The organism is Streptomyces griseorubiginosus (assembly GCF_017614965.1).
In the GTDB taxonomy this organism is placed as follows: Bacteria; Actinomycetota; Actinomycetes; order Streptomycetales; family Streptomycetaceae; genus Streptomyces; species Streptomyces griseorubiginosus_B.
On the sequence record NZ_WVUG01000121.1, the window covers coordinates 1 to 25,151 of the forward strand.

Here is a 25,151-nt window from a genome sequence, read left to right on the forward strand (position 1 = left end):
GCTCGGTGATTCGACACCAACGAGCTGTTCAGGAGGCCCTGTTCATATGCACCCAGCGCCCCGAGACCACCCGATCGGGACTCCCGTTCGATGCGCATCTCTCAAGATCGAAAAGACAACAGCTTCTGACGGTGCTCACACCGGTGGTGGCATTGCCGAGGCAAGGGAGCCAGCCCCGAGGCAGCGGTGGCGTTGGCACCGCTAGTGCGGCGAGATCGCCATCCCCCTCGGCCATCACCACCGCCATCGGGTTCGCGATCGAGCAGCCTGCCGGCATCGACGTCAGGGAGGTCGTCTCCGACACTCCGACCGCGAAGAACACGTTGGCCGCATCAGCCGGAGTGGGTGGACAGCGGCGAGTTGTCCCGCGCGTGAGCACCCCGACTACCGGCCGGGAGCCCCGGACCGGGTCATGCAGTCGGCAGCAGGGGGCCGGAGCCGTCCGGCTCCACGGATCCGGGGTCTTCGTTGGGCTGAGCGTGTTCCAGGTCGCCGCGCAGCGTGCCTTTCCTTGGGCCCCGGTAGGAGGAGGCGCGGGTCGGTGGCACGGCAGGGCTGGGGACGAGTTCCTCGTTGCGGGACAACTCTTCATCCGCTTTGGGGGATGCAACGGCCGCACCCCGTGGCGCCGTTGGGACATGTCGCAGGTGTGACACCTGTGGCCAGTGACATGCACACCGCCACAGCAGATTCTGTCGGACAGCGTGTGATTCCCGGCTGTACGAGAGGTGCTTGGCTGATGGCATGGATCCGCCTGACGGCGGCGATATCGACAGGATTGCTGCTGGCCGCCGGAGGCGTGCCGGCCGCCTCCGCCCAAACGCCCCAGGACACCGTGGTGCGATCGGCCGGCGGCCAGGGTGAGCCGCCCGTGACGGTACGCCTGGCGACCGGCGACCGCGTGACGGTGACGCCGGGGGCCGACGGCCGCCGCGCCGCCTCGGTCGAGCCGGGACCCGGCCGTGAGGGCATCGTCTTCCGCACGTACCAGGAGGACGGCGGCGACCTGACGGTGCTGCCGTCTGACGCGGCGGACCTGGTCTCCGCCGGGACGCTGGACCGGCGTCTGTTCGACGTCTCCACCCTGATCGCCCAGGGCTACGACGAGGCCGGCACCTCCGTGCTGCCGCTGATCGTCTCCGCCTCCCCTCGCGGCGGCGTGGCCCGGACGACCGCGAAGAGCGAGAAGGCCGCGGCCGCTGTCGCGGACCGGGTCGCCGCGTTCAACGATGCATCGGCCCCGGCGCGGACCCTCGCCAGTATCGGCGCGCGGTCGCTGAGCGTCGCGGACGACGACCTCGGCGCCTTCTGGAAGGCCTTGAACCCGGGCGACGCCGAGGGCGCCGCGCGCGCCGCCGCGACCCCGCGGGTGTGGCTGGACGGCCGGGTCGCGCCGGTGCTGGACCGCAGCACGGCGCAGATCAACGCGCCCGCGGCGTGGAAGGCCGGGTACGAGGGCCAGGGCGTGAAGGTGGCCGTGCTGGACACCGGCGTGGACGCCGCCCACCCCGATCTGGCGGGCCGGATCGCCGAGGCGAAGGACTTCTCGGGCAGCGGGAACACCGTGGACCACTTCGGGCACGGCACGCACGTGGCGTCGATCGTCGGCGGTACGGGCGCGGCGTCCTCCGGTTCCCGCAAGGGGGTGGCGCCGAAGGCGGAGCTGCTGATCGGCAAGGTGCTCGGTGACGACGGCTACGGCTCGGAGTCGCAGGTCATCGACGGTATGGAGTGGGCGGCCGGCGAGCACGCCAAGGTCGTCAACATGAGCCTCGGCTCCGACGAGCCGACCGACGGCACCGACCCGATGAGCCAGGCACTCAACACGCTGTCCGCTTCCGGCGACACCCTCTTCGTCGTCGCGGCGGGCAACGCGGGCCAGAGCGGGGACTCCACCATCGGTTCGCCCGGTGCGGCCGACGCCGCGCTGACGGTGGGCGCTGTGGACCGCGGCGACTCCCTCGCCTCCTTCTCCAGCCGCGGTCCGCGCCTCGGCGACAAGGCCGTCAAGCCCGACGTGACCGCCCCCGGCGTCGGTATCGTCGCCGCGCGCGCTTCCGGTACCACGATGGGCGATCCGGTCGACGCGAACTACACGGCGGCGTCCGGCACCTCGATGGCGACCCCGCACGTGGCGGGTGCCGTCGCCCTGATCGCGCAGCAGCACCCCGGCTGGACCGGCCAGCAGTTGAAGGACGCGCTGATCAGTACCGCGCACACCATGCCGGGCACGAAGGCGACCGAGCAGGGCGGCGGCCGGATCGACGTCGCCGCGGCCATGGGTGCGGTCACGGCCACCGGCAGCGTGCTGCTGCCCGCCGTCCAGGTGGGCGGCGACAAGCAGCAGTCGGCGACCCTGCACTACACCAACACCGGTGCCAAGGCAGTGGACCTGAAGCTGAGCGTGGCCCTGGCCGACTCCGACGGCGAGGCCCTGACGGCCGGTGTCGTCGCGCCCGGCACGAGCACCGTCCACCTCGCCCCCGGCGCCTCCGCCGACGTGCCGCTGAGCACCGACCCGAAGGACGCCAAGCGCGGCGCCTACTACGGCTACGCCACCGCGACCGGCGCGGACGGCACCGTCCTCGCCCACACCACGCTCTCCCTGGTCGTGCACGCGCCGCAGCACCGCCTCACTGTGATCGCGCGCGACCGCGCGGGCAAGGTGCTGCCGGGCTGGCTGCCAACGATCTGGGGCCAGGACGGCTTCGTCTCGTACACCAGCGCCGACCCCGCCATCGCCGTCGTGGAGGAGGGCACCTACCAGGTCGACTTCAGCACTTTGGACAACGCCTCGGACGGCCAGGAACTGGTCGAGGTGATCAACCCGCAGGTGAAGGTCGCCAAGGACACCACGGTGACGCTGGACGCCTCCAAGGTCACCCAGGTGCAGATCCGCACGCCGCAGCCCGCCGAGCAGCGCGGGATCCTCAGCTACCAGACGTACCGGCGCATCGAGGGACACGGCCTGATCCAGGGCGTGATGTTCTTCGACATCGCCAAGCGCATCTACGTCAGCCCGACCGCTCAGGTCACCGACGGCACCTTCGAGTTCGCCTCGCGCTGGCAGATGACGGCCCCGCAGTTGCGGGCGAAGGTGTCCGGCACCTCGGCGCCCTTCGTCCCGTACTACCTGCCGGCCTCTCCGGTCTTCGACGACAAGGGCGTCCGGCTGACCGCGGTGGACGCGGGAGCGGGTACTCCCTCGGACCTCAAGGCCGCGCACGTGCGCGGGAAGCTCGCTGTCGTCCGCTACGACTTCGGCGACGACACCGAGTTGGCAAAGAACGCCGCGGACGCCGGGGCCAAGGCGCTGATGCTCGTCATGCCCGGGGGCTTCTTCCCCTGGACGCGCTGGCAGCCGGAGGGCGACCGCCTCGCGCTGCCGATCATGCGTGCCGGCGCGACGGAGGGCACCGACCTGCTCGAGCGCGCCGGTAAGCGCACCACCACGGTGGACTTCTCCGGCACGGTGAAGAGCCCCTACCTGTACGACGTCATGCAGGTGTCCCAGCAGCGTGTTCCGGAGAAGCTGGTGTACACGGTCAGCGAACGCAACAGCGCGGTGGTGAAGGCTTCCTACACCCGCACCGGCGCCCCGGCCTGGGCCAGCGAGCAGCGTTTCGGCTGGCGCCCCTACCAGGAGTTCGCCTGGAACCAGTACACCCGTGACGTGCCGGTGGGACAGCAGCGCACCGAGTACGTGACGGCCGGTGACACGGTGTGGAGCCACACCGTGCACCACGACACCGTCATGGACCGCGACCTCGCGCTGGGCGTCGGCATGCGGGACGCCGCCCGCACCTACCGGCCCGGACAGCACGCCGCGGAGAAGTGGTTCGCGGGGCCGGTGCGCCCGTCGATCCCGCACGGTGTGACGGGCTGGCCCGGCTCGGTGCGCAACGGCGACACCTTGTCCCTGCACATCCCGGAGTTCACCGACTCCCAGTCCGGCCACTGGTCGTTCGCGGAGGCCAGTTCGCTGGGTGGCGGTGTGGGCACCGGTGCCGCGGTGTCCGCGGTGGGCGACCCGAGCGACGTGGCCAACGCCGAGGTGTACCGCAACGGCCGGCTCGTGGCACAGTCCGACACCGGGGCCTGGGGCGGATTCGAGGTGCCCGCGGGCAAGGCCGGCTACCGGCTGGACCTCACCACCGCCCGCACCTCCGCGGACTGGCGGTTCGGCACCGGCACCAGGACGTCCTGGACGTTCACCTCGGACACCGCGGCGACGGCCACGCTGCTGCCACTGCTCCAGGTGGACTACAGCGCGCCCGTGGACCTCCGCAACGCGGTGGGTCCGCGCCGGTCGCACACGCTGGGTCTGAACGTACGGATGCCGGACGGCCTGACCGTCCCGCGCGGGGTCACGCTCAAGGTCGAGGCGTCGTACGACGACGGCCGTACCTGGCACACCGCGCACACCGCCCGCACCGCGCGGCACGGCGGCACGCGGTTCACCGCCGCGGTCGAACGGCCGTCGGGCGTGCGAGGGGACGCGTACGTCAGCCTGCGGGTGACCGCCGTGGACGGCGCGGGCAACAGCGTGCGGCAGACCGTAGACCGCGCGTACCTGCACCGCGGCCCGTCCTCGGGGAGGTGACGTCGGCCCTGCTGAGCGGCTGAACGACGGCGGGTGCCCGGGCGGAAGCCCCGGCACCCGCCGTTTGTTTGCCCGGCGGTGGCTCGCGGTGCACACTTCAACGGGCCGTGCCGCTTCTCGGTGCCGGCCTCGGCGAGGGAGGGGCACGGCATGCTGGAGGCGGCAGGTCTCACGGCGATCGAGGAGACGGTCTACCGGCTCCTGGTCGGGACCGCGACCGCGTCGGCACAGGAGGTCGCCGACCGGACCGGGCTCCCGCACGACTCCGCCGAGGCCGTCCTCGCGGCCCTGCGCGGCAAGGGTCTCGCCAGCCCCACCGACCGCGATCCGCTGCACTACGCCGCCGTACCGCCCGACGTGGCGCTGCTGCCGCGGTTGCAGCGCAACGCCGACGCGCTGGACAAGGCGCGTACCGCCGTCACCGACCTGCTCGACAGCTACCGCAGCACGCGCCGCAGGCACGACCCCGGCCAGCTCATCGAGGTCATCACCGGAGCGGAGGCGCTACGCCAGCACCTGCGGCAGATGCAGGACAACGCGCGCCACGAGATGCTCTGGTTCTGCAAGGCGCAGTACGTGGCGATGCCCTCGGGCAGCAATCGCGCCGAGTACGACGCCCTTGCCCGCGGGGTGCGCTACCGCGTCCTGTACGAGCAGGCCTTCTTCGACGACGAGGGCGCCGTCGACAATGTCGTGGAAGGTGTCCGCGCCGGTGAGGTGGCCCGGTCGGTTCCGCACCTGCCGCTGCGCCTGGCCGTGGCCGACCGCGCCATCGCCATCTGCCCGCTGGTCCCCGGTGGGCCCCAGGGCAGTCCCCAGGTGGCGACGGCCGCGCTGGTGCGAGGCAGTAGCCTGCTGGAGGCGCTCATCTCGCTCTTCGAGCGCTACTGGGAGACCGCGGTCCCGCTGAACGTCAGCGCGTCCGGCGGGGTGGAGGGCAGCGACGGGGTCGTCGACGCCGACCCGTTGACCGAGACCGACCGCCGGCTGCTCTCGCTGCTGGTGGCTGGTGTCGCCGACAAGGCCATCGCGAGTCAGATGGGGCTGAGCAGGCGCACCGTGCAGCGCCACATCCAGCACATGATGACGCTCGCCGGCGCCGACACGCGGATGCAACTCGCCTGGCAGGCCGCTCGCCGCGGCTGGCTCTGAGTCCCGCCGCTCCCAGACGGACTGACTGCTCGTCAGTCCTGGTGGGTCACCGTCCGGTGCGAGGCCGGCCGGGCGCGGGCGAGCCCGTACGGACCAGTTTCCTGCGTTCCCAGGCCGAGAGCCTTTGTGTCGTGCGACTTCTTCGGGACGGTCATCCTGACCGGAGCGCGGGCGCGCGTACTGCCCGCCGACCCCAACCCGCACCCTGAGATCACCGCAGGTGTAGACGTCGGCGACTCGGTCGACACGGGCTCGGCGGCCGGCTCGACCAACTCGGCTGACTCCAGTCGTTGACGGCGGAGGGGCAGGTCCAGCAGCGCGAGGCGGTAGCCAAGCTTCCGAAGGCAGCGCGCGACGTGGTGAGACCCTTCGATGCGGACATGGACCAGACCGTGAAGGGTGCCTCATTCAGTGGTCCTCACATCAGGGGATCCCCGAACTGTTCGAGGAGGACGTCGACCGACGTGTCGTCCGCGGGACCGGACGCGCCGCCGTGCAGGATCTGCTCCGCCCAGATGACCTTCCCGCGGGTCGTGTACCGCGTCCCCCACCGCTGTGCGTACTGCGCCACGAGGAACAGCCCACGCCCGCCCTCGTCCGTGGTCGCCGCCCGACGCAGTCGCGGAGAGGTGCTGGAGCCGTCCGACACCTCACAGATCAGACTGCGTCCGCGCAGCAGGCGCACCTTCACAGGTGGTGATCCGTAGCGGATCGCGTTCGTGACCAGCTCGCTGAGGATCAGCTCCGTGGTGAACGCGGTCTCGTCCAGCCCCCAGCCGCTCAGAACCGTCCTGCACCGGGCCCGCACCGAGGGCACCACCGCCGTGTCCGGGGGCACATCCCACTCGGCCACCGAAGAGGTCGGGATCCGCCGGGTCCGCGCCGCCAGCAGTGCGATGTCGTCCGAGAGCCGGGTCGGCTTCAACGCCCCGATCACGGCTCGGCAGGTCTCCTCCGGAGTGCCTTCCCCGGCCCCGGCTCCGCCCAGCGCCCGACGCAGCTCTTCGAGACCGGCGTCGATGTCGCGGGCAGTGTTCTTGACCAGCCCGTCGGTGTAAAGGATCAGCTGGGAGCCCTCCGCCAGGTGCACGTCGGCGGTTTCGAAGGGGTAGCCTCCGACGCCGAACGGGGGTGAGGCCGGCACGTCGGGGCAGACGATCGTCCCGTCCGGGTTCACCACCATGGGGCCGGGATGACCCGCACGGGCCATCGTGCAGATCCCTGTCACCGGGTCGTAGATGGCATACAGGCACGTCGTTCCGGTCAACCCCGTCCCCTCCTGGTCGTCGGGGGCAGTGCTGGAGTCGTCCTCGTCGTCCAGGCGGGCGACCAGATCGTCCAGCTTCCCGAGGACCTCGTCGACGGGGAGGTCCAGCGTGGCGAAGTTGTGCACGGCGACGCGCAGCCGGCCCATCGTCGCCGAGGCGTGTAGCCCGTGGCCGACGACATCCCCTATCACCAGCGCGACCCGTCCGCCCGGCAGCGGAATGACGTCGAACCAGTCCCCGCCCACTCCCGCCTCCGACGGCAGGTAGCGCCAGGCCACTTCCAGGGCGTCCTGCTCCGGCTGGCCCCGCGGCAGCAGACTGCGCTGCAGCGTCACCGTCATCGCGTGCTCGCGGGTGAACCTCCGTGCGTTGTCGATGGCCACCGCCGCCCGCGCGCCGAGCTCTTCCGCGAAGGCCACGTCCTCCGGTTCGAACGCGGGCGAGCCCTCCGTCCGGTAGAAGTGCGCGAGGCCCAGGGGCACCCCGCGCGCCCGCAGCGGCATGGTCACCAGGGAGTGCAATCCGAGTTCCAGAGCCCTTCGAGCGCGTTCCGGATCCTGTTTCTGCCAGCCGTGGGCCTGCCGCAGGTCCGCCTCCAGGACGCCCCGGCTCTGTTCGAGCGCCAGCATCTGCGGAGTCTCGGGCGAGAACGTGATCACTTCGCCCAGCCGGTACACCGGCAGCATCCGCTGATCTCCGCTGATCGCGGACCGTAGCAGGTGGCGCCAGCCCTTCGTCGTCGGCTCAGAGCCGCGCACCACCGAATCCAGCAGATCCACCGCGACGACGTCGGCGAACCGGGGCACCGCCACGTCGGCCAGCTCCTGGGCCGTGCGCTCCACATCCAGCGTCGTCCCGATCCGCATCCCCGCCTCGTACAGCAGCTTGAGCTGCCCCAGCGCCACCTCGGCCCGACCCGACACCGCCGCCAGCTCCGTGGTGTCCCGCAACGTCACCACGCTGCCCGCGTCGTCGGCCTCCGGGAACGTGGGCCGCTTGTTCACAGCCAGCAACCGGTCGTTGGCGAGGTACACCTCGTCGGTGACCTTCTCCGGGGATGCGAGCAGGCCCGCCATCTGCTCGGGAAGCCCCAGCTCCCGCACGTGCCGCCCTTGTGCGTCGGCCGGCAGACCCAGTAGCCGCTTCGCCTCTTCGTTGGCCAGCAGCAGCTGTCGGTCCTCGCCGGTGATCAGAACCCCCTCCCGTACCGCGTGCAGCACGGCTTGGTGGTGCTCGTACAGCCGCGCCAGCTCCGTCGGGGCCAGGCCATGTGTCTGCCGCAGCAGTCGCCGGGACACTGCGGTCGTCCCTGCCGCGGCCAGCAGCAGCATGATCGCGCCGACGCCCAGGACGATCGGCAGCTGCGGCATCCACAGTCGCGCCACGTTCGTGACGGTGATCCCCGCGGAAACCAGGCCGACGATCCGGCCGCGGGCATCGGTCACCGGGACGACCGCCTGGATGGCCGTCCCCTTGCCCGTCGGCAGAGGTGGACCGCCCGCCTGTTCGACGACGGTACGGCCTTCGAGGGCCGGCTCGATGGTGCCGACGAACTTCTTGCCGATCTCCGAGGGGTAGGGATACGTGTACCGGATTCCGTTCGTGCTTATGACGACGACGAAGTCCATGCCTGCCCGCTTGCGCGCCTGCTCGGCTCGCGGTTGCAGCACGGCGGTCGGGTCCGGGCTGCGCAGTGCCAGGCTCACACCGGGGGCGCTGGCGAACGACTGGGCGGCCACCACCGACTCCCGACGTCCCTGCCGCACAGCGTCGTACGCCGCCTGCAGCATGATGCACGCCACCGCGGCGACCACCAGCAGCAGCACGATCAGGCTCTGAACGAGGAACACCTGCCCTGCCGCGGTGTGCGGGTTCAGCAGGGACAGGCGCCGAGTCCGCCGGCCACCGTCGGGCGGAGGACGTGAGGTCCGCAATCGGCTGGGATATCCCTCCATACACCCTTGATAACACCGCTGTGCAGACCTGGGATGACTGAGGACGCCTGTCCGGAGAGGGTGAACCCGCGGCGGGACGAGTAACCGGAGGGCGGTGACGGGGACAGCCCGAGCGGTGCGCCGGGTGAGGGGTCTGAGTTGCAGGGGGCCAGGCCCGGTGCGCGCCTTCCGTCGGCCGGATGGTGACGCATCCACCGCACGTGTCCGATCATCAGGACTGAGCCGCGTCGTCCATCCGAGCTCGATGCCTGGTTCCTGTCGTTATGATGCATTTTGTGATCGGGTTTGGGCGGCCGTGGCGTCGGCATCCTCTCCGCGGCGGCCGGTGGGAAGCGGCCACGCTGTCACCGGTGATCCTCACCGCCCTCATCGCCGTTCTGGCGTTCTCCACCCCACGGCAGATCGCCTTCAGCCGCCTTCTTCCCACCGCTCCCGCTCTCGCCGCCGCCATGTGGCCCGTGCTTCCCACGCTCCTGCTCGGACTGTTCTGCCTCCTGGTCATGATCGGTCTCGGCTTCGTCTACACCGACCTGGGAACGCCGTACACGTCGGCAGCCATCATCGCGGTCACCCTGGCGGCCGCCTACGCCAGCCATGTCCGGCTGCAGCGCGAGGAGACGCTGTTCCACGTCCGGCTTGTCGCCGAGGCCGCGCAGGAGGTGCTGCTGCGCCCTCTGCCGCACTGCATGAACAACATTGAGATCGAGGCCCTGTACCTGGCGGCCCAGGAGGAGGCCCGGATCGGTGGCGACTTCTACGAGGCGGCCGACACGCCGTATGGGATCCGGCTCCTCATCGGCGACGTGCGCGGCAAGGGCCTGTCCGCGGTCGGAGCGGCCTCCGCGCTGATCAGCTGCTTCAGGGAGGCCGCATACGACGAGCCCGATCTCAGCGGCATCATTCATCGCCTGGAGGTCACCATCACTCGTCACAGTGCCGCGTTCTCCCTCCTTGACCGGCCGGAGCACTTCGCCACCGCCCTCGTCACCGAGATCCCCCAGGACGGCGGCCAGGTCAGAATCCTCAGCTGCGGGCACCCCCCACCCCTGCTCGTCCACCAGGGGAAAACCCGGCTACTGGAAGCCACCACCCCCTCGCCGCCGCTCAACCTGACGACGCTCGTCGGCGAGCACCACCGCGTGGACGCCTTCGACTTCATCCCCGGCGACCAGCTGCTCCTCTACACCGACGGGGTGACGGAGGCCCGGGACCGCACCGGCGCGTTCTTCCCTCTGCCGGAATGGACGCAGCAGCAGGGCGAAACGCCGCCCCGCGAGCTGCTCGACCGGCTTCACGCGGCCCTGCTCCATTACAGCGGAGGAAAGCTCGACGACGACGTCGCGGCCCTTGTCGTGCGCTGCCCGGACACCTGGGCCAGCGAGTACCGCCTGTAGGCCTCGCCGAGGCGGCGAACCGACATGCGGGGTCGATGGCTGACGCGTTCCTGCGAGGGACGACGGCAGTTCGTTACCCGCCCCCCGCCGGCAGGCCGTCGACAAGTCCGCTTCGAGGGCCTCCCTATCGGTCAACTCCATCAGCCCGGCAGCTTCTACGCCGCACAGGCCATCGACCTCCACGGCGATCGACGCGACGCTGACGGCCCCAACAGATGTCCCAGTGCGCATTCGAACTCGACCTAGTCACCCTTGTGCAGGCAGCCGCAGCGTGGGCGGCAGAGACCGTCTGGGCCACCGTCTTCGCCCTGTGCAGCGCGATCGTCACCGGACTCTCCGCCGCAGTGTCGTACTACGTCGAAACACGCTGGAACGCGGCTCTCCTGGGCAAGGCGATCAGCAACTTCGTCATCGCCGCTTTCGCCGGTGGAGTCCTCGGGGACGCCACGATGAAGTTCCTGAAGAGCGGCGCCGGAAGAACCTTCCTCCACATGACCGGCGATGGGGGCGCCGATGGTGCGGTTGCGCCAGATCGCGCAGGCCGTCGCCAGGATCCGCTGGGCCACTCGGACGCCGACGCCGTCGATGCTGCGACCGCCGTGCTGTTCGAGGTCTAATTGGCCCTTCAAGGTGCCGTTGACTGATTCGATCAGCTGGCGGACGGGTGCACGTTCTGGACGCGCTGGAGGCCAAGTTCCCCAAAGCCGCAGCCCACTTGGACACCGCCCAGCACGACCTGCTGGCCTTCACCACCTTCCCACGCGAGATCTGGCGGCAGATCTGGACGTGACCTGTCGGGGCGTCTTCCAACCTCCGGCGATGCTCGGTGCTGACGGCTGAATACGGTGCAGGGGGCCGGATGAATGAGAGGACGCGAAGACGTGGATGTGTATGAGGCCGTGGACAGTCGCCGGGCCGTGCGGGCGTTCAGTGATGAGCCCGTGCCCAAGGAGGCACTCGAACGAGTGCTGACCGCAGCGACGCGGGCTCCGTCCAGCGGGAACCTCCAGCCGTGGCACCTGTACGTTGTGACCGGTGAACCCTTGGCGGAACTTAAGCGGACCGCGACAGCCAGGGCACGGGCGGGGGACCCCGGCGACGAGCGTGAGTACCCGATGTACCCGGAGGGGCTGGCCTCGCCGTATCTGGACCGATTCGCTGCTGCCGCCGCCCAGCGCTACGAATTGCTGGGGATCGACCGCGACGACCCAGACCGGCCCAGGAAGATCGCCACGTTGAACTCGGAGGCGTTCGGGGCGCCGGCCGTTCTGTTCTGCTACCTCGACCGGACGATGGGGCCGGGGCAGTGGGCTGACGCCGGCATGTACCTGCAGACGGTCATGCTGTTGTTGAGGGCCGAGGGGCTGCACAGCTGCCCCCAGGTGATGTGGACCGTGTACCGGGAGACTGTCAGCCGGGCAGTCGGAGCCGATGACGGACTCGTGCTGTTCTGCGGCGTCTCAGTGGGGTTCGAGAAGGAGGGCGTGCCGCAACTGCGCACCGGCCGGGCGGACATGACGGAAACGGTGAGCTTCGTCGGAGTGTGACCGTTGGACGGCCGAGATCGACAGGACAGGTCCTAGCAGGGAAGCCGGACGCGCTCTTCACCGCGTCGGTCACCCCGGCGACCGGAGTGGAGTTGCCGCCGAGGCACACTGACAGCAGAGCCTTCACGTGCACCCGCCTGGTCTGAGAGGGGCGCCTGTGGCTCCGAGCCGACGGGCTGTATCTCTCTCCCTCCGCTGTGCACGGGAAGAACGCGTCAGACCAGGTCCTCGGCCTGGATCTGGCGGACCACCTGGAGCGCTTCACTGATGTGCCGGTCGATCCCGGTCATGGAGTTGAAGAGGTGCCTGACCGTCCCCTGACGGTCGATCACATAGGTGACCCGTCCGGGGATGAGGCCGAACGTGGTGGGCACCCCGTACGCCTTGCGCACCCGGGCTCCCTCGTCGCTGAGCAGCGTGAACGGCAGGCTGTGCCGGCCGGCGAAGGCTGCGTGCCGGTCCACGGAGTCGGAGCTGACGCCGATGACCTGGGCTCCCGCGTCGGTAAAGACCTCATGACTGTCGCGGAAGGCGCAGGCCTCTGCGGTGCAGCCGCGGGTGTCGTCCTTGGGGTAGAAGTAGAGCACCACCGCCCCCTCGCCGAGCCAGTCGTAGAGCCGGACCGGTTCGCCGGACTGCGAGGGGAGGGTGAAGTCGGGGGCCTTGTCGCCGACCTTGATGCCTTGTGCCATTTCTGTCTCCCGCTCTCCGTGTGCCATCTGGTCATCGTCGAGACAGACCTGTCTGTCTCGATCCCGAGAGTAGACAGACCTGTCTGGTAGCGTCAATGGGGTGACCGCACAACCGTGGGAAAGCCGCCAGCCGGCCCGTGCGCGCGTCCTGGAGACCGCGACCCGCCTCTTCTACACGGAGGGCATCCACTCGGTGGGCATCGACCGGATCATCGCGGAAGCAGGGGTCGCCAAGGCGACCTTCTACCGTCACTTCCCGAGCAAGGACGATCTCGTCCGGGCTTATGTGGTCGAGCAGAGCTCCTGGCAACGCGCGGCGGTCGCCGGTATGCCGACCGCCTCGCCACGGGCGAAGCTCGAAGCCATCTTCACCCTCATGTGCGACTTCGGCGCGGGCCCCGACTACCGGGGCTGCGCGTTCGTCAATGCCGCGGCCGAGTACCCCGATCCCGCCCATCCCGTACGTCAGGCCATCGCCGACCACCGCCGCTGGCTCCGTGATCTCTACCGAGAACTGCTGACCGGAGAGGGCCATCCGGACGCGGAGCGAACCGCCGACATGCTCATGCTGCTGAGGGACGGACTCTCCGTCGGCCTGGATCTGGACGATCCCGTACGGGTCAGGGCTGCCGTCGAGGAGACCCTCGCTGCGGTACTCGGCCGGGGCAGTGCGATGTCGGAACAGGGCACGACAGCCGGGCGGAGATGATCGTCTGTGCCACGCGCAGTCCTCCGGCCGTGTGGGTGGGCGTCAACCTGCCTCGGGCGGCTGTGGCCTGCGCCGGGACCGTCGGAAGCGGCCGGGGACGACACCGAAGGCGCGCTTGAAGGCGTTGCCGAGGGCGAATTCGGAGGTGTACCCGACTCGTCGGGCCACTGCTCCGAGGGAGTCGTCGCCGGCGTGCGCGGAACCCTTTTCGCCGGTCACCACGCCTTCAGCCTCGGCTGGTTCAACCCCTTCGGGTTCGACTCGGTGAGTGTGCTCGCCGCCGGCCTGGTCGTGTCGGTCTACATCTTCTGGGGCTGGGACAGCGTGTTCGCGGTCACGGAAGAGACCCGCGACCCGCGGGACGCCGCGCGGGCCGGATACTCCTCGCTGTTGCTGATGCTCGGGATGTTCCTGCTCGCCGCGGTCAGCTTCGGACGGATGTTCAGCGTTCCCGAGATGACCGCACACGCCTCGCAACTGCTGCCCTACCTCGGCAGTCGGCTCGCCTCCGAACCGCTGGCCGCGCTGCCGCTGCTCGCGCTGCTGTGCTCGTCGGTGGCCTCACTCCAGGCAGGCGTCCTCCCGGTCGCCCGCAACACCCTCGCCATGGGCCGTGACCAGACGCTGGGCCGGATCTGGACCCGGCTGCACCCGAGGTACGCCACTCCGGCCATCGGCACACTGCTGGTGACCGGCATCGCGGCCACCATCGCGAGCCTGGCCATCGGCATCGGCACCCTGAACCAGGTGGTGGCCGCCGCCGCCACCTCGATCGGCACCCTGGTCTCGCTCTACTACGCCCTCTGTGGGCTGGCCTGTGCGGTCCGCTTCGCCGACCGGCTGCGGGCGGGGGTGTTCCCGGCACTCCGGGATGTCGTGATCCCGGCGCTGTCCGCGGTGGTACTGCTCACCCTCGGCGGCTACCTGACCTACCACAACTGGACCACCAGCCCGTCGTTCGCACTCGACGCCACCAACGGCCGGTTCCTGGCCTCGGTGCCGCTGGCGATCCTCGTGGCGGGCCTGTGCTTCTCGGTTTGGGCGAAATGGGGCCGCCGCGCCGCCTTCTTCCGCGGTGCCATCGGCGAAACCCCTGCCCGCCTCGACCCGGCCGAGGGGCCGACGGCCGCGCCCGCCCAGGCAGGCTGATCCCCCCTCCGCACCCGCGCCCGTACCCCCTCCACGTCAGGAGCACGATGACCATCTCCGCCGACCTCGTCTTCGTCAACGGAACCGTCCGCACCATGGACCCGGCCCTCCCGCGCACGGACACGGTCGCCGTACGCAACGGCCGCATCGTCGGCCTCGGGCGCGCCGACACCGACGAACTCACAGGCGCCCGCACCGAGATGGTCGACCTGAACGGCGGCACCCTGATCCCGGGATTCCAGGACGCCCACATCCACGCCGTGCACGGGGGCCTCGAACTGGCCAAGTGCGACCTGACCGGGTCGACCGACGCGGCGGAGTATCTACGGCGCATCGATGCCTACGCCGAGGCACACCCCTCCGCGGAGTGGATCACCGGCGGCGGCTGGTCCCTTGAGGCATTCCCCGGCGGACTGCCCACCGCCGCTCTGCTGGACAAGGTCGTGCCCGATCGGCCGGTCTTCCTCCCCAACCGTGACCACCACGGCGCCTGGGTCAACTCCCGCGCCCTGGCACTGGCCGGGATCACCGCGGCCACCCCCGACCCGCACGACGGACGGATCGAACGCGCGGCAGACGGCTCACCGACCGGGATGCTCCAGGAGGGCGCCGCCGACCTCGTCGGCCGGTTCGTACCGGCGCCCACCGACGGCGAACTCCTCGACGCCCTCCTCCGCTCGCAGCGCATGCTGCATTCCCTGGGCATCACGGCATGGCAGGACGCTCTGGTCGGCTCCGGCCTCGGCGGCTTCGACGTCCTCGGCACCTACCGCGAGGCCGCGTCGGCCGGCCTGCTCACCGCACGGGTGCGCGGTGCGCTGTGGTGGGACCGCGGGCGTGGCGCCGAGCAGATCGACGAGTTGGCCGATCGCCGTGAGCACGGCAGCGCGGGCCGTTTCACGGCGGGCACCGTCAAGATCATGCAGGACGGGGTCGTGGAGAACCGGACAGCCGGCCTCCTCGCCCCCTACGCGCACCACTGCGGAGAAGAGACGGCCGGACTGAGCTTCGTCGACCCCGTCGCCCTGCGCGCCCATGTCACCGCGCTGGACCGGCTCGGCTTCCAGGTGCACTTCCACGCGCTGGGCGACCGCGCCGTACGCGAGGCGCTGGACGCCGTCGAGGCAGCGCGGGCCGCCAACGGCCCTTCCGGCAACCGGCACCACCTGGCCCATCTGCAGATCGTCCACCCCGACGACATTCCACGGTTCAGGGCACTGGACGCCGTCGCGAACATCCAGCCCCTGTGGGCCGCGCACGAACCCCAGATGGACGAGTTCACCATTCCGGTCATCGGCCCCGAGCGCGCCCGCCGGCAGTATCCCTTCGCCGCGCTCCGCGCGGCGGGCGCGAGGCTGGCCGCCGGCAGCGACTGGCCGGTGACCAGCCCCGATCCGATCAGCGGCATCCACGTGGCAGTCAACCGGATCCTGCCCCACTCGAAAGCCGAGCCGTTCCTGCCCGAACAACGGATCGCCTTCGACACCGCCCTGGCCGCCTACACGACGGGATCCGCCTGGGTGAACCACCTCGACGACACCGGTTCCATCGTCGTCGGAAGCCTCGCCGACCTGGTCGTCCTGGACCGCGACCCCTGCGCCGGGCCCCCTGAGGAGATCGCCTCGACGAAGGTCACCGCCACGTACGTGGAGGGCTCGGCGGTCTACACCGCACCCTGACGTCCGAGACGAGAGCCCATAGCCCACCTGCGCCCCTAATAAACGTTCATGCGAACGTTTGTGGACGGTAGCCTGGCAGGTGAGGGGGCCCGACGGGCCCGTCCAGCGGGAGGGCGAGAGTGCCACGAGGCAGATTCGCGGCGGAACAGGCCGACGGCAGGCCTGTCAGGCGTGCCGCGTCCGGGACCGACGACCGACGGGACCAGATCCTGCGCGCCGCCGCCGACGTCATCTGCGAACGAGGCTTCGCCGACACCCGCATCGCGCAGATCGCCGACCGGGCCGTTGTCAGCGGCGCCACCATCATCTACCACTTCCGCACACTCGACCGCCTGCTGGTGGAGGCTCTCAAGCACGCGGAAGAACAGTTCTACGCCTCAGCCGAGCAGGTTGTAGCCGACGGCGCCACCCCCGAGGAACGCCTGCAGCGCCTGGTCGAGTGGGTCTTCTCCGCGGAACACGACAACCGCCGGCTCTGGGCTCTGTGGCTCGACACCTGGTCGCAGGCCACGCGCCATGAAGAGGTCGCGGCAACCCGTGCGGCACAGGACCAACGGTGGCGGACCATGATCGCCGACATCGTCCGTGAGCTTCCGCTCGAACCGGCAGACGTCGAGCGCTTCTCCGTGGGCTTCGGCGCCTTCATCGACGGGCTCACCATCCAAGTCGCCCTCGACGACCCCAGCATGACACCAGCCTTCGCGTGCGAACTGGCCCTTTCCTACGCCAAGGCCGCACTCGGACGCTGAGTCACGCGCGGTGCTCCCGCTCCAGTCAGAACGCGCCCGTACATCCGAGGCAGGGATCGATCTTCCCGGCGCGGACGAGGTCGTTGTAGGCGACGGCCTGGCGTCGTTGGTGCCGTGCGAGCCCTGCAGACGCTTCTGCCTCGTCCAGTGGTAGCGCAGGTCAACGACGGCGTCGTATCCGGTGGTTCCCGCGCAGATGACGACCATGCCGCCCGGCCGGCAGACGAGGACGCTGGTGGGGATGGTGGCCGCACCCGGGTGTTCGAAGACAATCGCGGGATCCTTTCGCTCACCGACGATGTCCCAGAGCCGCTTGCCGAAACGCCGTGCCTCGGTGGTCCACTCCTTCTGACCCACCGAGTCGTCGACGAGGGGCGGGATGTCCCAGTGGGTGAATTCGCTGCGATCGATCCAGCCGACGGCGCCGTGGCGTTCGCTGCTCCTTGATGTCGGTCATCCTGAGTCCTCGTCGGGGGAAGCGTCGGCCGTGAGCACGATCAGTGCGTCGACCGCTCGGGCCGCGCCGTCCGGAGCGCAGACGACGGGGTTGATGTCGATCTCGCCGATGCGTGGCGCGCCGCGCGCCAGGGCGTCCACGGCCAGCAGCGCTTCGGCCAACGGTGACTGCCACGTCTCGAGCCCGGCCCGGCTGATCATGATTCGCACCAGGTCGGGGGTGAGGGGGCCGACGAAGGTGAGCGGTGTGGTGCTCTCGACGTGGGTGCCGCCACGGCCCAGGGCGTAGACCGGTCCCCAGACCGGATCGCGCACCATGCCGCAGAACACCTCGACGCCTGGGGCGACCTGTTCGGCCACGAGCACGCGGCCGGCCAGTCGCGTCGCGGCGTCGGACACCGCTTCGGGGCCGTTCAGGTTGAGCATGACGCCACCGGTGCGGGCCTTGTGGGCGGGTCCGTCCGTCTTGACGACCACCGGGAACCCGAGCGTCCTCGCCGCCTCGACGGCGTCGTCGGGCGACTCGGCGAGGATGCGCCGGGCGAAGGCGACGCCGGTCCGTTCCAGCAGCGCCGAGGAGTCGAACTCGGAGAGCGGACCCGCGGGCAGGCCGGCCAGTTGGCCGGCGATGTCGGCCGTGCGCAGGGGCGGCACCGCTTGCGGCAGGACCGCTTCCGCGGACCAGGTGGCGGCTCGGGCGATGGCCGTCAGGCCTGATCCGATGCCCTTGAGCAGGCAGACATCATGCTCGGCGGCATAGTGGGCGAGTGCTTCGGGAGGGTCGGTGTGATGCACCGTCGTCACCGCGGTGAAGGTGTTCGTACGACGGCCCGCGTCGGCCAGGGCGCGCACGACCGCGCCGCACCACGTCTGTTCGCTCTCGCCACGGTGGCGCGAGAGGTCGACCTGCGCGATCAGGAGGTCGTACGCACCTGCGTCGGCCAGCGCTTGGATCGCGGCCGAGAACGCGGCCACGGGTTCGGCGATGGCCCACGGGTCGAGCGGGTTGTGCTTCGGCAGCAGTGGATGGTCGGCGCGCAGTCGCCGCTGGATCGGCTCCGGGAGAGCGGGAAAGGTCAGCCCGTTGCGCTCGGCGTGGTCACCCAGCAGGGCGGCTTCGGCTCCGGACTCGGTGACCGCGCCGATCCTGCTTCCGGTGGGCCGGCGTGCGGTCGAGAACACGCCGAGGAGTTCGATCATCTCCGGCAGGTCGTCCACCTGGAGGACACCGTGGGAGCGCAGCACGGCGGAGAAGGCGGCGTGCGAGCCGACGATCGCGCCGGTGTGCGCGAGGGCGGCGCGGCGAGCCTGTTCGCTGCGCCCGATCTTCAGGCACACCACGGGTTTGCCCGCCTCGGCCGCGACGCGCAGGGCCTGGCGGAAGGCGTGGGGCCGCCGCACCGTCTCCAGGAACAGCCCGATCACCCTGGTCGCCGGATCGGCCGCGAAGTGGGCGACCCAGTCTGCGGCGTCACGGTTGAGTTCCGCGCCGCAGGAGACGACGCCGCTGAAGCCGTAGCGCGGGCCGAGCGCGAGGAACGCGTCGGCTATGGAGCCCGACTGGCTCACGATCGCGACCGGGCCCGGCAGGAAGGACGCGGGGATCGTCCCGAGCCAGGCCGAGGGCGCATCCGGGCTGGCGGAGCCCATGCAGTTGGGGCCGAGGACCGCGGCTGAGAAGTCCTCGGCGATCCGGTGCAACTCCCGCACGGCGGCCGGGCCGTCGGCTCCGGATTCGACACCGAGGCCGGGGACCACGAACGACCGCACGCCGAGCGCGAGAGCGTCCCGCATACTCGCCGCGATGGTCGCCGGGCCCACGGCGAGCACCGCGAGGTCGGGTGGTGCCGGCAACGCCGACAGCGACGGGACACACGGCAGTCCGGCCACTGCGGAGTTGCTCGGATGGATCCCTACGGCCTCGGTCGAGCCCCGCCGGATGTTGGCGACGAGTTGGAGGTTGCGCCGTGACGCGCCGACCAGCGCGACCGACCGCGGCGCGAGGATGGCGCGCAGGCCGCTGGTACGCAGCGCGTCGTGTGGGGTGTCGGTCGGGGGCTGGGTGCCGGGCGGCGTGGCGGGTCGGGCGGCGGACTGCGCACTGCTCACGGTTCTCCCGTCCGTTCTTCGTCGGGAAGTCGGTGACCCAAGGGACTCAGCGGGTCGGGCGAGACCGGCTGGGATTCGGCAGCGTCCTGAAGAGGCGCACCGAATCGCGCTGCGGAGCGCTCAGCGCGACACCGCCGCCACGAAGGTGCGGAAGTTCCGCGCGAACAGATCGATGTCTGCCTGGTCGTGCTGCGCCGACAGCAGCCACTGCTCGACCTTGCCCCACGGCGGCAGGAACGCCCCTCCGTTGTGCTGGACCAGCCAGTGCGCGTGGCTGTAGCGGTCGTCGACGCCGAGGAAGTCACGGAAGTCACGGACCCGCTCCGCCTTGAAGGTGACGCACCCCTTGGCACCGACACTGACGACGTTCCACCGCACGCCCGCGTCCGCGATCGTCTGCTCCATCTGCTGCTGCAGGGAGGAGGCGAGACGGTCGAGGCGGCTGTACGTCTCGTCGGTCAGCACCTCGGCGAGGGTGGCGCGGGCGGCGGCCATGGCCAGGGGGTTGCCGTTGAAGGTGCCGACCTGCTCGTAACGGCCGTCGACGATCGCGCCCATGACCTCGGCGGTGCCGCCGATCGCGGCGACCGAGATGCCGCCGCCCAGCGCCTTGGCCAGGCACACGATGTCCGGTACGACGCCGTAGCGGGCCGTCGCGCCACCGGGTCCGGTGGTGAATCCGGTCTTGACCTCGTCGAAGGTCAGCAGCGCGCCGTGCCGGTGGAGCAGGGTGCGCAGATCGTCCAGGTAGCCGGGGTCGGGAGGGATGATGCCCGCGTTCATCATGACCGGCTCGAGGATCATGCCGGCGATCCGGCCGCGGTGCTCGACGAGTGCCCGCTCGATCGCGGACAGGTCGTTGAAGGGGACGATCACGGCCAGGTCGGTGATCGCCCGCGGGATGCCGCCGTTGGCGCTCACGCGGTTCGGGTGCTCACGGCTGCCGATCTGTTCGGCGGCGGGCATCACGGAGACCTGTACGGAGTCGTGGTGGCCGTGGTAGCCGCCCTCAAGCTTCAGGTACATGTCCCGGCCGGTCACGGCGCGCATCAGATGGATCGCGTCCATGGTGGACTCGGTGCCGGAGTTGCCGAAGCGCCACAGCGGGAGGCCGAAGCGGCGCGACAGTTCCCGGCCGACCCAGATGGCGTCCTCGGTCGGCTGGGCGAAGTGGGTGCCTCGGCGGACCCGGTCGGAGACCGCCGCGACGATGGCCGGGTGTGCGTGGCCGGCGATCGACGCGCCGTAGCCGCCGTGCATGTCCACGTACTCGTTGCCGTCGACGTCGTACACCTTCGACCCGGCGCCGTGGCTCATCCAGACTCCTTGGGGCTTGGCGATCTGCCAGCTCGACGTCGCGCCTCCGGCGAGGTACCGGCTCGCTTCCTCGACCAGCTCCGCGCTGCGCGGCTGGCGCTTGAGAAAGATTTCCTGCTGCTCGGCGATCACCTCATCGACGGTGTCGACGCAGGGTGAGTCCTGGGCTTGGGACATGGCTGAACCTGACCTTCCGCCTGCATCTAATAAACGTTCATTTGAAAGTGTGGAAGTGAGTGGACGCGCATGTCAAGGGTCTTACGGCCCCGCACGGCACCCCGACCTATCTGGGTGCGAACAAGTCGCGTTCGTACTCGGCGGGCGGGACGCGTTCGTCCGCCACCACATCAACGTGCTGGGCCGGTACTCGCTCCAGCTCCCCGACCGGCCCGGCGGATGCGGTCCCTCCGTGCCCCAGGACGCTGTCGGGCGAGAGGTGAGACGCGGCAGGCGCGTGCGGCCGCGCCCGCCGCTCGCACCGTCGTGGGAACTCTGGGCGTTGGCCGCCTTGTGGGCGGTGATCGTTCCCCCGGCCTGGTTCATCGATGCGCGGCCGGTCCGCCGGAATCCGATCGGCTCCCGGCGGACCGGCCGGCGCAGCGCCGGCTTCGCTGCCCTCAGCCGGGCTGCTCGGCCGTTAGCCTTCCTCCCAGTTCGCGCGCCCGGCGCACGAACACCTCATGGAGATCCTGCGCCGCCTGCGGCACGGACTCGGCCTTGCGTCGCTGCAGCATCAGCAGCACCCGGGTCATGTCCCCGGCGATCGGCCGGTAGGTGATCGTGCCCAGCCTCTCCAGCGGATCCCCGATGACGCTGAAGTCCGGCAGGACCGTCACCCCGAGGCCCTCGGCGACCATCAGCTTGCCCATCTCGGCGCCGTCGGTGGAGTAGGAGAAGCTTGGGCTTCGGCCCTCCAGGAGCCGGTGGACATAGCGGTGCATCACATAGCCGGAGCGCATGGCGATCAGCGGCTGGGTGAGCAGGTCGTCCGCCGACACCGCGGGCAGGGACGCGAGCGGACTGTCGGGGCGCAGGCACACCACCGGCCGGCCGTGCAGCAACTGCGTGGATTCGAAGCCGGCGGGCATGTCGTCGCCGTCCAGGTGGTTGACGAGGCCCAGATCGAAACCACCCTCCGACAGCGCCCGGTTGATGTCGGTCTGCTGGGCGGCGACCACCTCGACCTGGGTGGCCGGATGCGCGGCGCGGAAGTCCCGCACCACCGGAACCAGGAGGGGAACGGTCGCGGCGTTCACCGTGCCCACCCGCATCATGCGGCTGGTGCGATGCCGCTCGCCGGCCGCGCTCCGCAACCGGTCCACCGCCTCCAGCACGTTGATGATGTGCGGCAGCAACTCCCGGCCCTCTGCGCTCATCGTCGCCCCGGTCCGTTTGCGCTCCAGGAGATCGACTCCGAGTTCCCGTTCCAGATTCCTGACGGTTTCGCTCAGCGCGGGCTGCGAAAGGCGCATTTCCTCCGCGGCCCGGCGCAGGGAGCCGAGTCTGGTCACGGCCGCGATGTACTCCAGCTGTTCTGTCCGCACGAGGACAGCATTTTCGTCCGGCTGCGGTCGTGCAAGGGTTTCCCTGTGACACCCTCGTGAAATTCAATGGTCCGCGATACGAGACCGGTCGGGTTTGCCTTGACTGCCCGGAGCATCCCCTGTCACGATCGGTGACATGAAGATGCGACTGGACCTCACGCGGCGACGCCACGTCGACCTCGCGCGCGTCTCCAGCGCCTCTTGTTGCGTCGCGGCCTGACTCCCCGGACCTGCCGCGCTCTTCCGCCACGCCGCACCTGTCACGGACAGGTTGTGTGACGTGTTTCCCGCGATTTTCTTCATCGCCTGAATTCCGCTGAATTCCGCACACTTTCACACCTTCGGGATTCGGCGCGCCCGAAATCTCTTTCCGCAACAGGAGTTCCGCATGCCCACGCCCGTGAAATTCGCCTATTGGGTCCCCAATGTGAGTGGGGGGCTGGTCACGAGCAAGATAGAGCAGCGCACCGACTGGGGATACGAATACAACCGCGAACTCGCCGTCCTCGCCGAGAACAACGGCTTCGAGTACGCCCTCAGCCAGGTCCGCTACATGGCCAGCTACGGCGCCGAATACCAGCACGAGTCGACCAGTTTCAGCCTGGCCCTGCTGCTGGCCACGCAGCGCCTGAAAGTCATCGCCGCTGTCCACCCCGGTCTGTGGCACCCCGGCGTGCTGGCCAAACTCGGCGCCACCGCCGACCACTTGTCGAACGGCCGCTTCGCGGTCAACGTCGTCTCCGGCTGGTTCAAGGGCGAGTTCACCGCCCTGGGAGAGCCCTGGCTGGAACACGACGAACGCTACCGTCGCTCCGAGGAATTCATCCGCGCGCTGCGGCAGATCTGGACCGAGGACCACACCGAACTCGCCGGTGACTTCTACCGGTTGCGCGACTTTTCACTCAAGCCCAAGCCCCTCAACACTCCCAGCCGCCCGCACCCGGAGATCTTCCAGGGCGGCAACTCCACGGCCGCCCGGCAGATGGCCGGCCGGGTCTCCGACTGGTACTTCTCCAACGGCAAGGACTTCGACGGAGTCGTGGAGCAGATCAACGACGTCACGACGTCTGCGGCCCAAGCCGGCCGCACGGCGCCCAAGTTCGGCCTCAACGGTTTCCTCATTGCCCGCGACACCGAGGCCGAGGCCCGACAGACGCTCCGGGAGATCGTCGCCAAAGCGGACTCGGAGGCCGTCGAGGGGTTCGGCGCCGCCGTCAAACAGGCCGGACAGTCCACCGCCGACGGCAAGGGCATGTGGCAGGACTCCACCTTCGAGGACCTCGTCCAGTACAACGACGGCTTCCGCACCGGCCTCATCGGCACCCCGGAACAGATCGCCGAACGCATCGTCGCCTACAAGAAGCTCGGCGTCGACCTCTTCCTCCTGGGCTTCCTGCACTACCACGAGGAGGTCGAGTACTTCGGCAGGCGCGTGCTGCCCCTGGTCCGCGAGCTGGAGGCCCAGCTGCCGGCAACGGACGCCGAGCCCGAGTCCGTTACCGCGCACGCCTGACTCTTCGTCCCCTGCGTTCCTCATCGCGAAAAGAGGCTGACACCCATGAGCACCGCAGCGCCCACCGACTGGCACCGCAGCACCGCCCCGCAGACCGCCCAGGACTGGATCGCGCGCGCCGCCGAGGTCGCGGCCGTCCTTGCCACCGACGCCGCCGAACGCGACCGTGCCGGTGCCACCCCCTACGCCGAGGTCCAGCGCCTGAAGGACGCGGGCCTGGTGACCCTGCTCGGCCCCACCGAGCAGGGCGGCGCTGGCCAGGACTGGACCACCGCCTACCGCGTCGTCCGCGAGGTCGCCAAGGGCGACGGCTCCATCGGACAGCTCCTCGGCTACCACTACCTGTGGTTCTGGGCCGCCCGCCTGGTCGGCACCCGCGACCAGTGGCAGCGGATCGAGGCGGAGGCCACCCGCGAACGCTGGTTCTTCGGCGGGGCCGTCAACCCCCGCGACAAGGACGTCATCGTCACCGAGGACGGCGACGACCTCGTCTTCACCGGCCGCAAGACCTTTTCCACCGGCAGCAAGGTCTCCGACGTCACCGTTCTCGAAGGCGTCCTGGACGGCACCGAACTGCACGTCTTCGCCGTCGTGCCCTCCAACAGCGAGGGACTGGCCTTCCACGACGACTGGGACAACATCGGCCAGCGGCTCACCGAGAGCGGCGGCGCCACCATCGACGGCGTCCGTACCCCGTGGTCGTCCGCGCTCGGCTACGTCGACAAGAAGTTCCAGCCACGGACGTACAACACCCTCAACGTCCCCACCATCCAGCTGGTCTTCGTCAACTTCTACCTGGGCATCGCCGGCGGTGCCCTGGAGACGGCGGCCGCCTACACCCGTACCAAGTCCCGCTCCTGGCTGCACGGAGGCTACGAGCGTGCGGTCGACGAGCCCTACGTCATCGACATCTACGGCGACCTCACCGCGAAGCTCTGGGCGGCCGAGGCGCTCGCCGATGCCGTCGCCGCGGAGGGACAGAAGCTGCACGACGACCCGGACTCGGTCACCGCGCAGACCCGCGGCGACTTCGAGGTCCGGGTGGCCGCCATCAAGGCCCGCGCCACCGACGTCTCCCTGGAGATCGGCAACCGCATCTTCGAGGTGACCGGCGCCCGCTCCACCAGCAGCGCCGAGGGCCTGGACCGCTTCTGGCGCAACGTCCGCACCCACACCCTGCACGACCCGGTCGCCTACAAGCGGCGCGAGGTCGGGCGCTGGGTTCTCGAGGGCGAGCTGCCCGAACCCACCTGGTACTCCTGACCCGCTCCGACCGGGGGCGCCCGGCACGACGTCGCCGGGCGCCCCCGGTCGG

At 70.1% G+C, this 25,151-nt stretch carries 16 protein-coding genes and 2 pseudogenes; 12 read left to right on the top strand and 6 right to left on the bottom strand.

The window, feature by feature from the left end; all coding sequences use genetic code 11:
* Nucleotides 1–739 precede the first annotated feature (739 nt).
* Nucleotides 740–4,603, top strand: coding sequence for a S8 family serine peptidase (locus GRC12_RS22560; protein WP_208781190.1), 3,864 nt, complete (start codon nucleotides 740–742; stop codon nucleotides 4,601–4,603).
* A 150-nt stretch (nucleotides 4,604–4,753) separates the two neighbouring features.
* Entirely contained in the window at nucleotides 4,754–5,755 is a 1,002-nt protein-coding gene (locus tag GRC12_RS22565) for a helix-turn-helix transcriptional regulator (protein ID WP_208781191.1), read from the top strand.
* 418 nt (nucleotides 5,756–6,173) lie between these two features.
* Here the strand turns inward: GRC12_RS22565 and GRC12_RS22570 are convergent, their stop codons facing one another.
* Nucleotides 6,174–8,873: a SpoIIE family protein phosphatase gene (locus GRC12_RS22570; RefSeq protein WP_308286603.1), complete on the bottom strand. Its 2,700-nt coding sequence runs from the start codon at nucleotides 8,871–8,873 to the stop codon at nucleotides 6,174–6,176.
* Between the two features lie 455 nt (nucleotides 8,874–9,328).
* Here GRC12_RS22570 and GRC12_RS22575 point away from each other — a divergent pair, with 455 nt between their 5' ends.
* The gene (locus GRC12_RS22575) at nucleotides 9,329–10,372 is read left to right on the top strand and encodes a PP2C family protein-serine/threonine phosphatase (protein ID WP_308286604.1); all 1,044 of its coding nucleotides are present in this window, start codon (nucleotides 9,329–9,331) and stop codon (nucleotides 10,370–10,372) included.
* 503 nt (nucleotides 10,373–10,875) lie between these two features.
* Here the strand turns inward: GRC12_RS22575 and GRC12_RS45705 are convergent.
* Nucleotides 10,876–11,034, bottom strand: a pseudogene (locus tag GRC12_RS45705) (IS982 family transposase); the annotation flags it as partial.
* 8 nt (nucleotides 11,035–11,042) lie between these two features.
* On the opposite strand from GRC12_RS45705, the pseudogene GRC12_RS22585 reads away from it, so the two are divergent.
* Nucleotides 11,043–11,162 (top strand): annotated as a pseudogene (locus GRC12_RS22585) (transposase); the annotation flags it as partial.
* 91 nt (nucleotides 11,163–11,253) lie between these two features.
* Nucleotides 11,254–11,919, top strand: a complete 666-nt coding sequence (locus GRC12_RS22590) for a nitroreductase (protein ID WP_208781195.1) — start codon at nucleotides 11,254–11,256, stop codon at nucleotides 11,917–11,919.
* 215 nt (nucleotides 11,920–12,134) lie between these two features.
* Here GRC12_RS22590 and GRC12_RS22595 read toward each other — a convergent pair whose 3' ends face one another.
* Nucleotides 12,135–12,611, bottom strand: a complete 477-nt coding sequence (locus GRC12_RS22595; protein WP_208781196.1) for a peroxiredoxin — start codon at nucleotides 12,609–12,611, stop codon at nucleotides 12,135–12,137.
* Nucleotides 12,612–12,711: 100 nt separating this feature from the next.
* Here GRC12_RS22595 and GRC12_RS22600 point away from each other — a divergent pair, with 100 nt between their 5' ends.
* The 4 genes from GRC12_RS22600 to GRC12_RS22615 all read left to right on the top strand — a co-directional run bounded on the left by GRC12_RS22600 (nucleotide 12,712) and on the right by GRC12_RS22615 (nucleotide 16,897).
* The gene (locus GRC12_RS22600; protein ID WP_208781197.1) at nucleotides 12,712–13,320 is read left to right on the top strand and encodes a TetR/AcrR family transcriptional regulator; all 609 of its coding nucleotides are present in this window, start codon (nucleotides 12,712–12,714) and stop codon (nucleotides 13,318–13,320) included.
* Nucleotides 13,321–13,512: 192 nt separating this feature from the next.
* Nucleotides 13,513–14,469 carry an APC family permease gene (locus GRC12_RS22605; RefSeq protein WP_208781198.1) on the top strand — a complete coding sequence of 319 codons (957 nt, stop codon included), beginning with the start codon at nucleotides 13,513–13,515 and terminating at the stop codon, nucleotides 14,467–14,469.
* A 47-nt stretch (nucleotides 14,470–14,516) separates the two neighbouring features.
* A complete protein-coding gene (locus GRC12_RS22610) occupies nucleotides 14,517–16,148 on the top strand; it encodes an amidohydrolase (protein ID WP_208781199.1) in 1,632 nt (543 codons plus the stop codon).
* Nucleotides 16,149–16,267: 119 nt separating this feature from the next.
* Nucleotides 16,268–16,897 carry a TetR/AcrR family transcriptional regulator gene (locus GRC12_RS22615; RefSeq protein ID WP_208781200.1) on the top strand — a complete coding sequence of 210 codons (630 nt, stop codon included), beginning with the start codon at nucleotides 16,268–16,270 and terminating at the stop codon, nucleotides 16,895–16,897.
* Nucleotides 16,898–17,350: 453 nt separating this feature from the next.
* Here the strand turns inward: GRC12_RS22615 and GRC12_RS22625 are convergent, their stop codons facing one another.
* The 3 genes from GRC12_RS22625 to GRC12_RS22635 all read right to left on the bottom strand — a co-directional run bounded on the left by GRC12_RS22625 (nucleotide 17,351) and on the right by GRC12_RS22635 (nucleotide 22,323).
* Nucleotides 17,351–19,462: an acetate--CoA ligase family protein gene (locus GRC12_RS22625; RefSeq protein ID WP_208781201.1), complete on the bottom strand. Its 2,112-nt coding sequence runs from the start codon at nucleotides 19,460–19,462 to the stop codon at nucleotides 17,351–17,353.
* Nucleotides 19,463–19,582: 120 nt separating this feature from the next.
* Complete coding sequence (locus tag GRC12_RS22630; protein ID WP_208781202.1) at nucleotides 19,583–20,956, bottom strand: aspartate aminotransferase family protein; 1,374 nt, start codon at nucleotides 20,954–20,956, stop codon at nucleotides 19,583–19,585.
* 440 nt (nucleotides 20,957–21,396) lie between these two features.
* Entirely contained in the window at nucleotides 21,397–22,323 is a 927-nt protein-coding gene (locus GRC12_RS22635; RefSeq protein ID WP_208781203.1) for a LysR family transcriptional regulator, read from the bottom strand.
* A 142-nt stretch (nucleotides 22,324–22,465) separates the two neighbouring features.
* Here GRC12_RS22635 and GRC12_RS46965 point away from each other — a divergent pair, with 142 nt between their 5' ends.
* The 3 genes from GRC12_RS46965 (at nucleotide 22,466) to GRC12_RS22645 (ending at nucleotide 25,099) form a co-directional block, all read left to right on the top strand.
* Nucleotides 22,466–22,543, top strand: a complete 78-nt coding sequence (locus GRC12_RS46965) for a putative leader peptide (protein ID WP_356777075.1) — start codon at nucleotides 22,466–22,468, stop codon at nucleotides 22,541–22,543.
* A gap of 168 nt (nucleotides 22,544–22,711) precedes the next feature.
* Nucleotides 22,712–23,836, top strand: coding sequence for a dimethylsulfone monooxygenase SfnG (gene sfnG / locus GRC12_RS22640; RefSeq protein WP_208781204.1), 1,125 nt, complete (start codon nucleotides 22,712–22,714; stop codon nucleotides 23,834–23,836).
* A gap of 45 nt (nucleotides 23,837–23,881) precedes the next feature.
* Nucleotides 23,882–25,099: an acyl-CoA dehydrogenase family protein gene (locus GRC12_RS22645; RefSeq protein ID WP_208781205.1), complete on the top strand. Its 1,218-nt coding sequence runs from the start codon at nucleotides 23,882–23,884 to the stop codon at nucleotides 25,097–25,099.
* The last annotated feature ends 52 nt before the right edge of the window (nucleotides 25,100–25,151 follow it).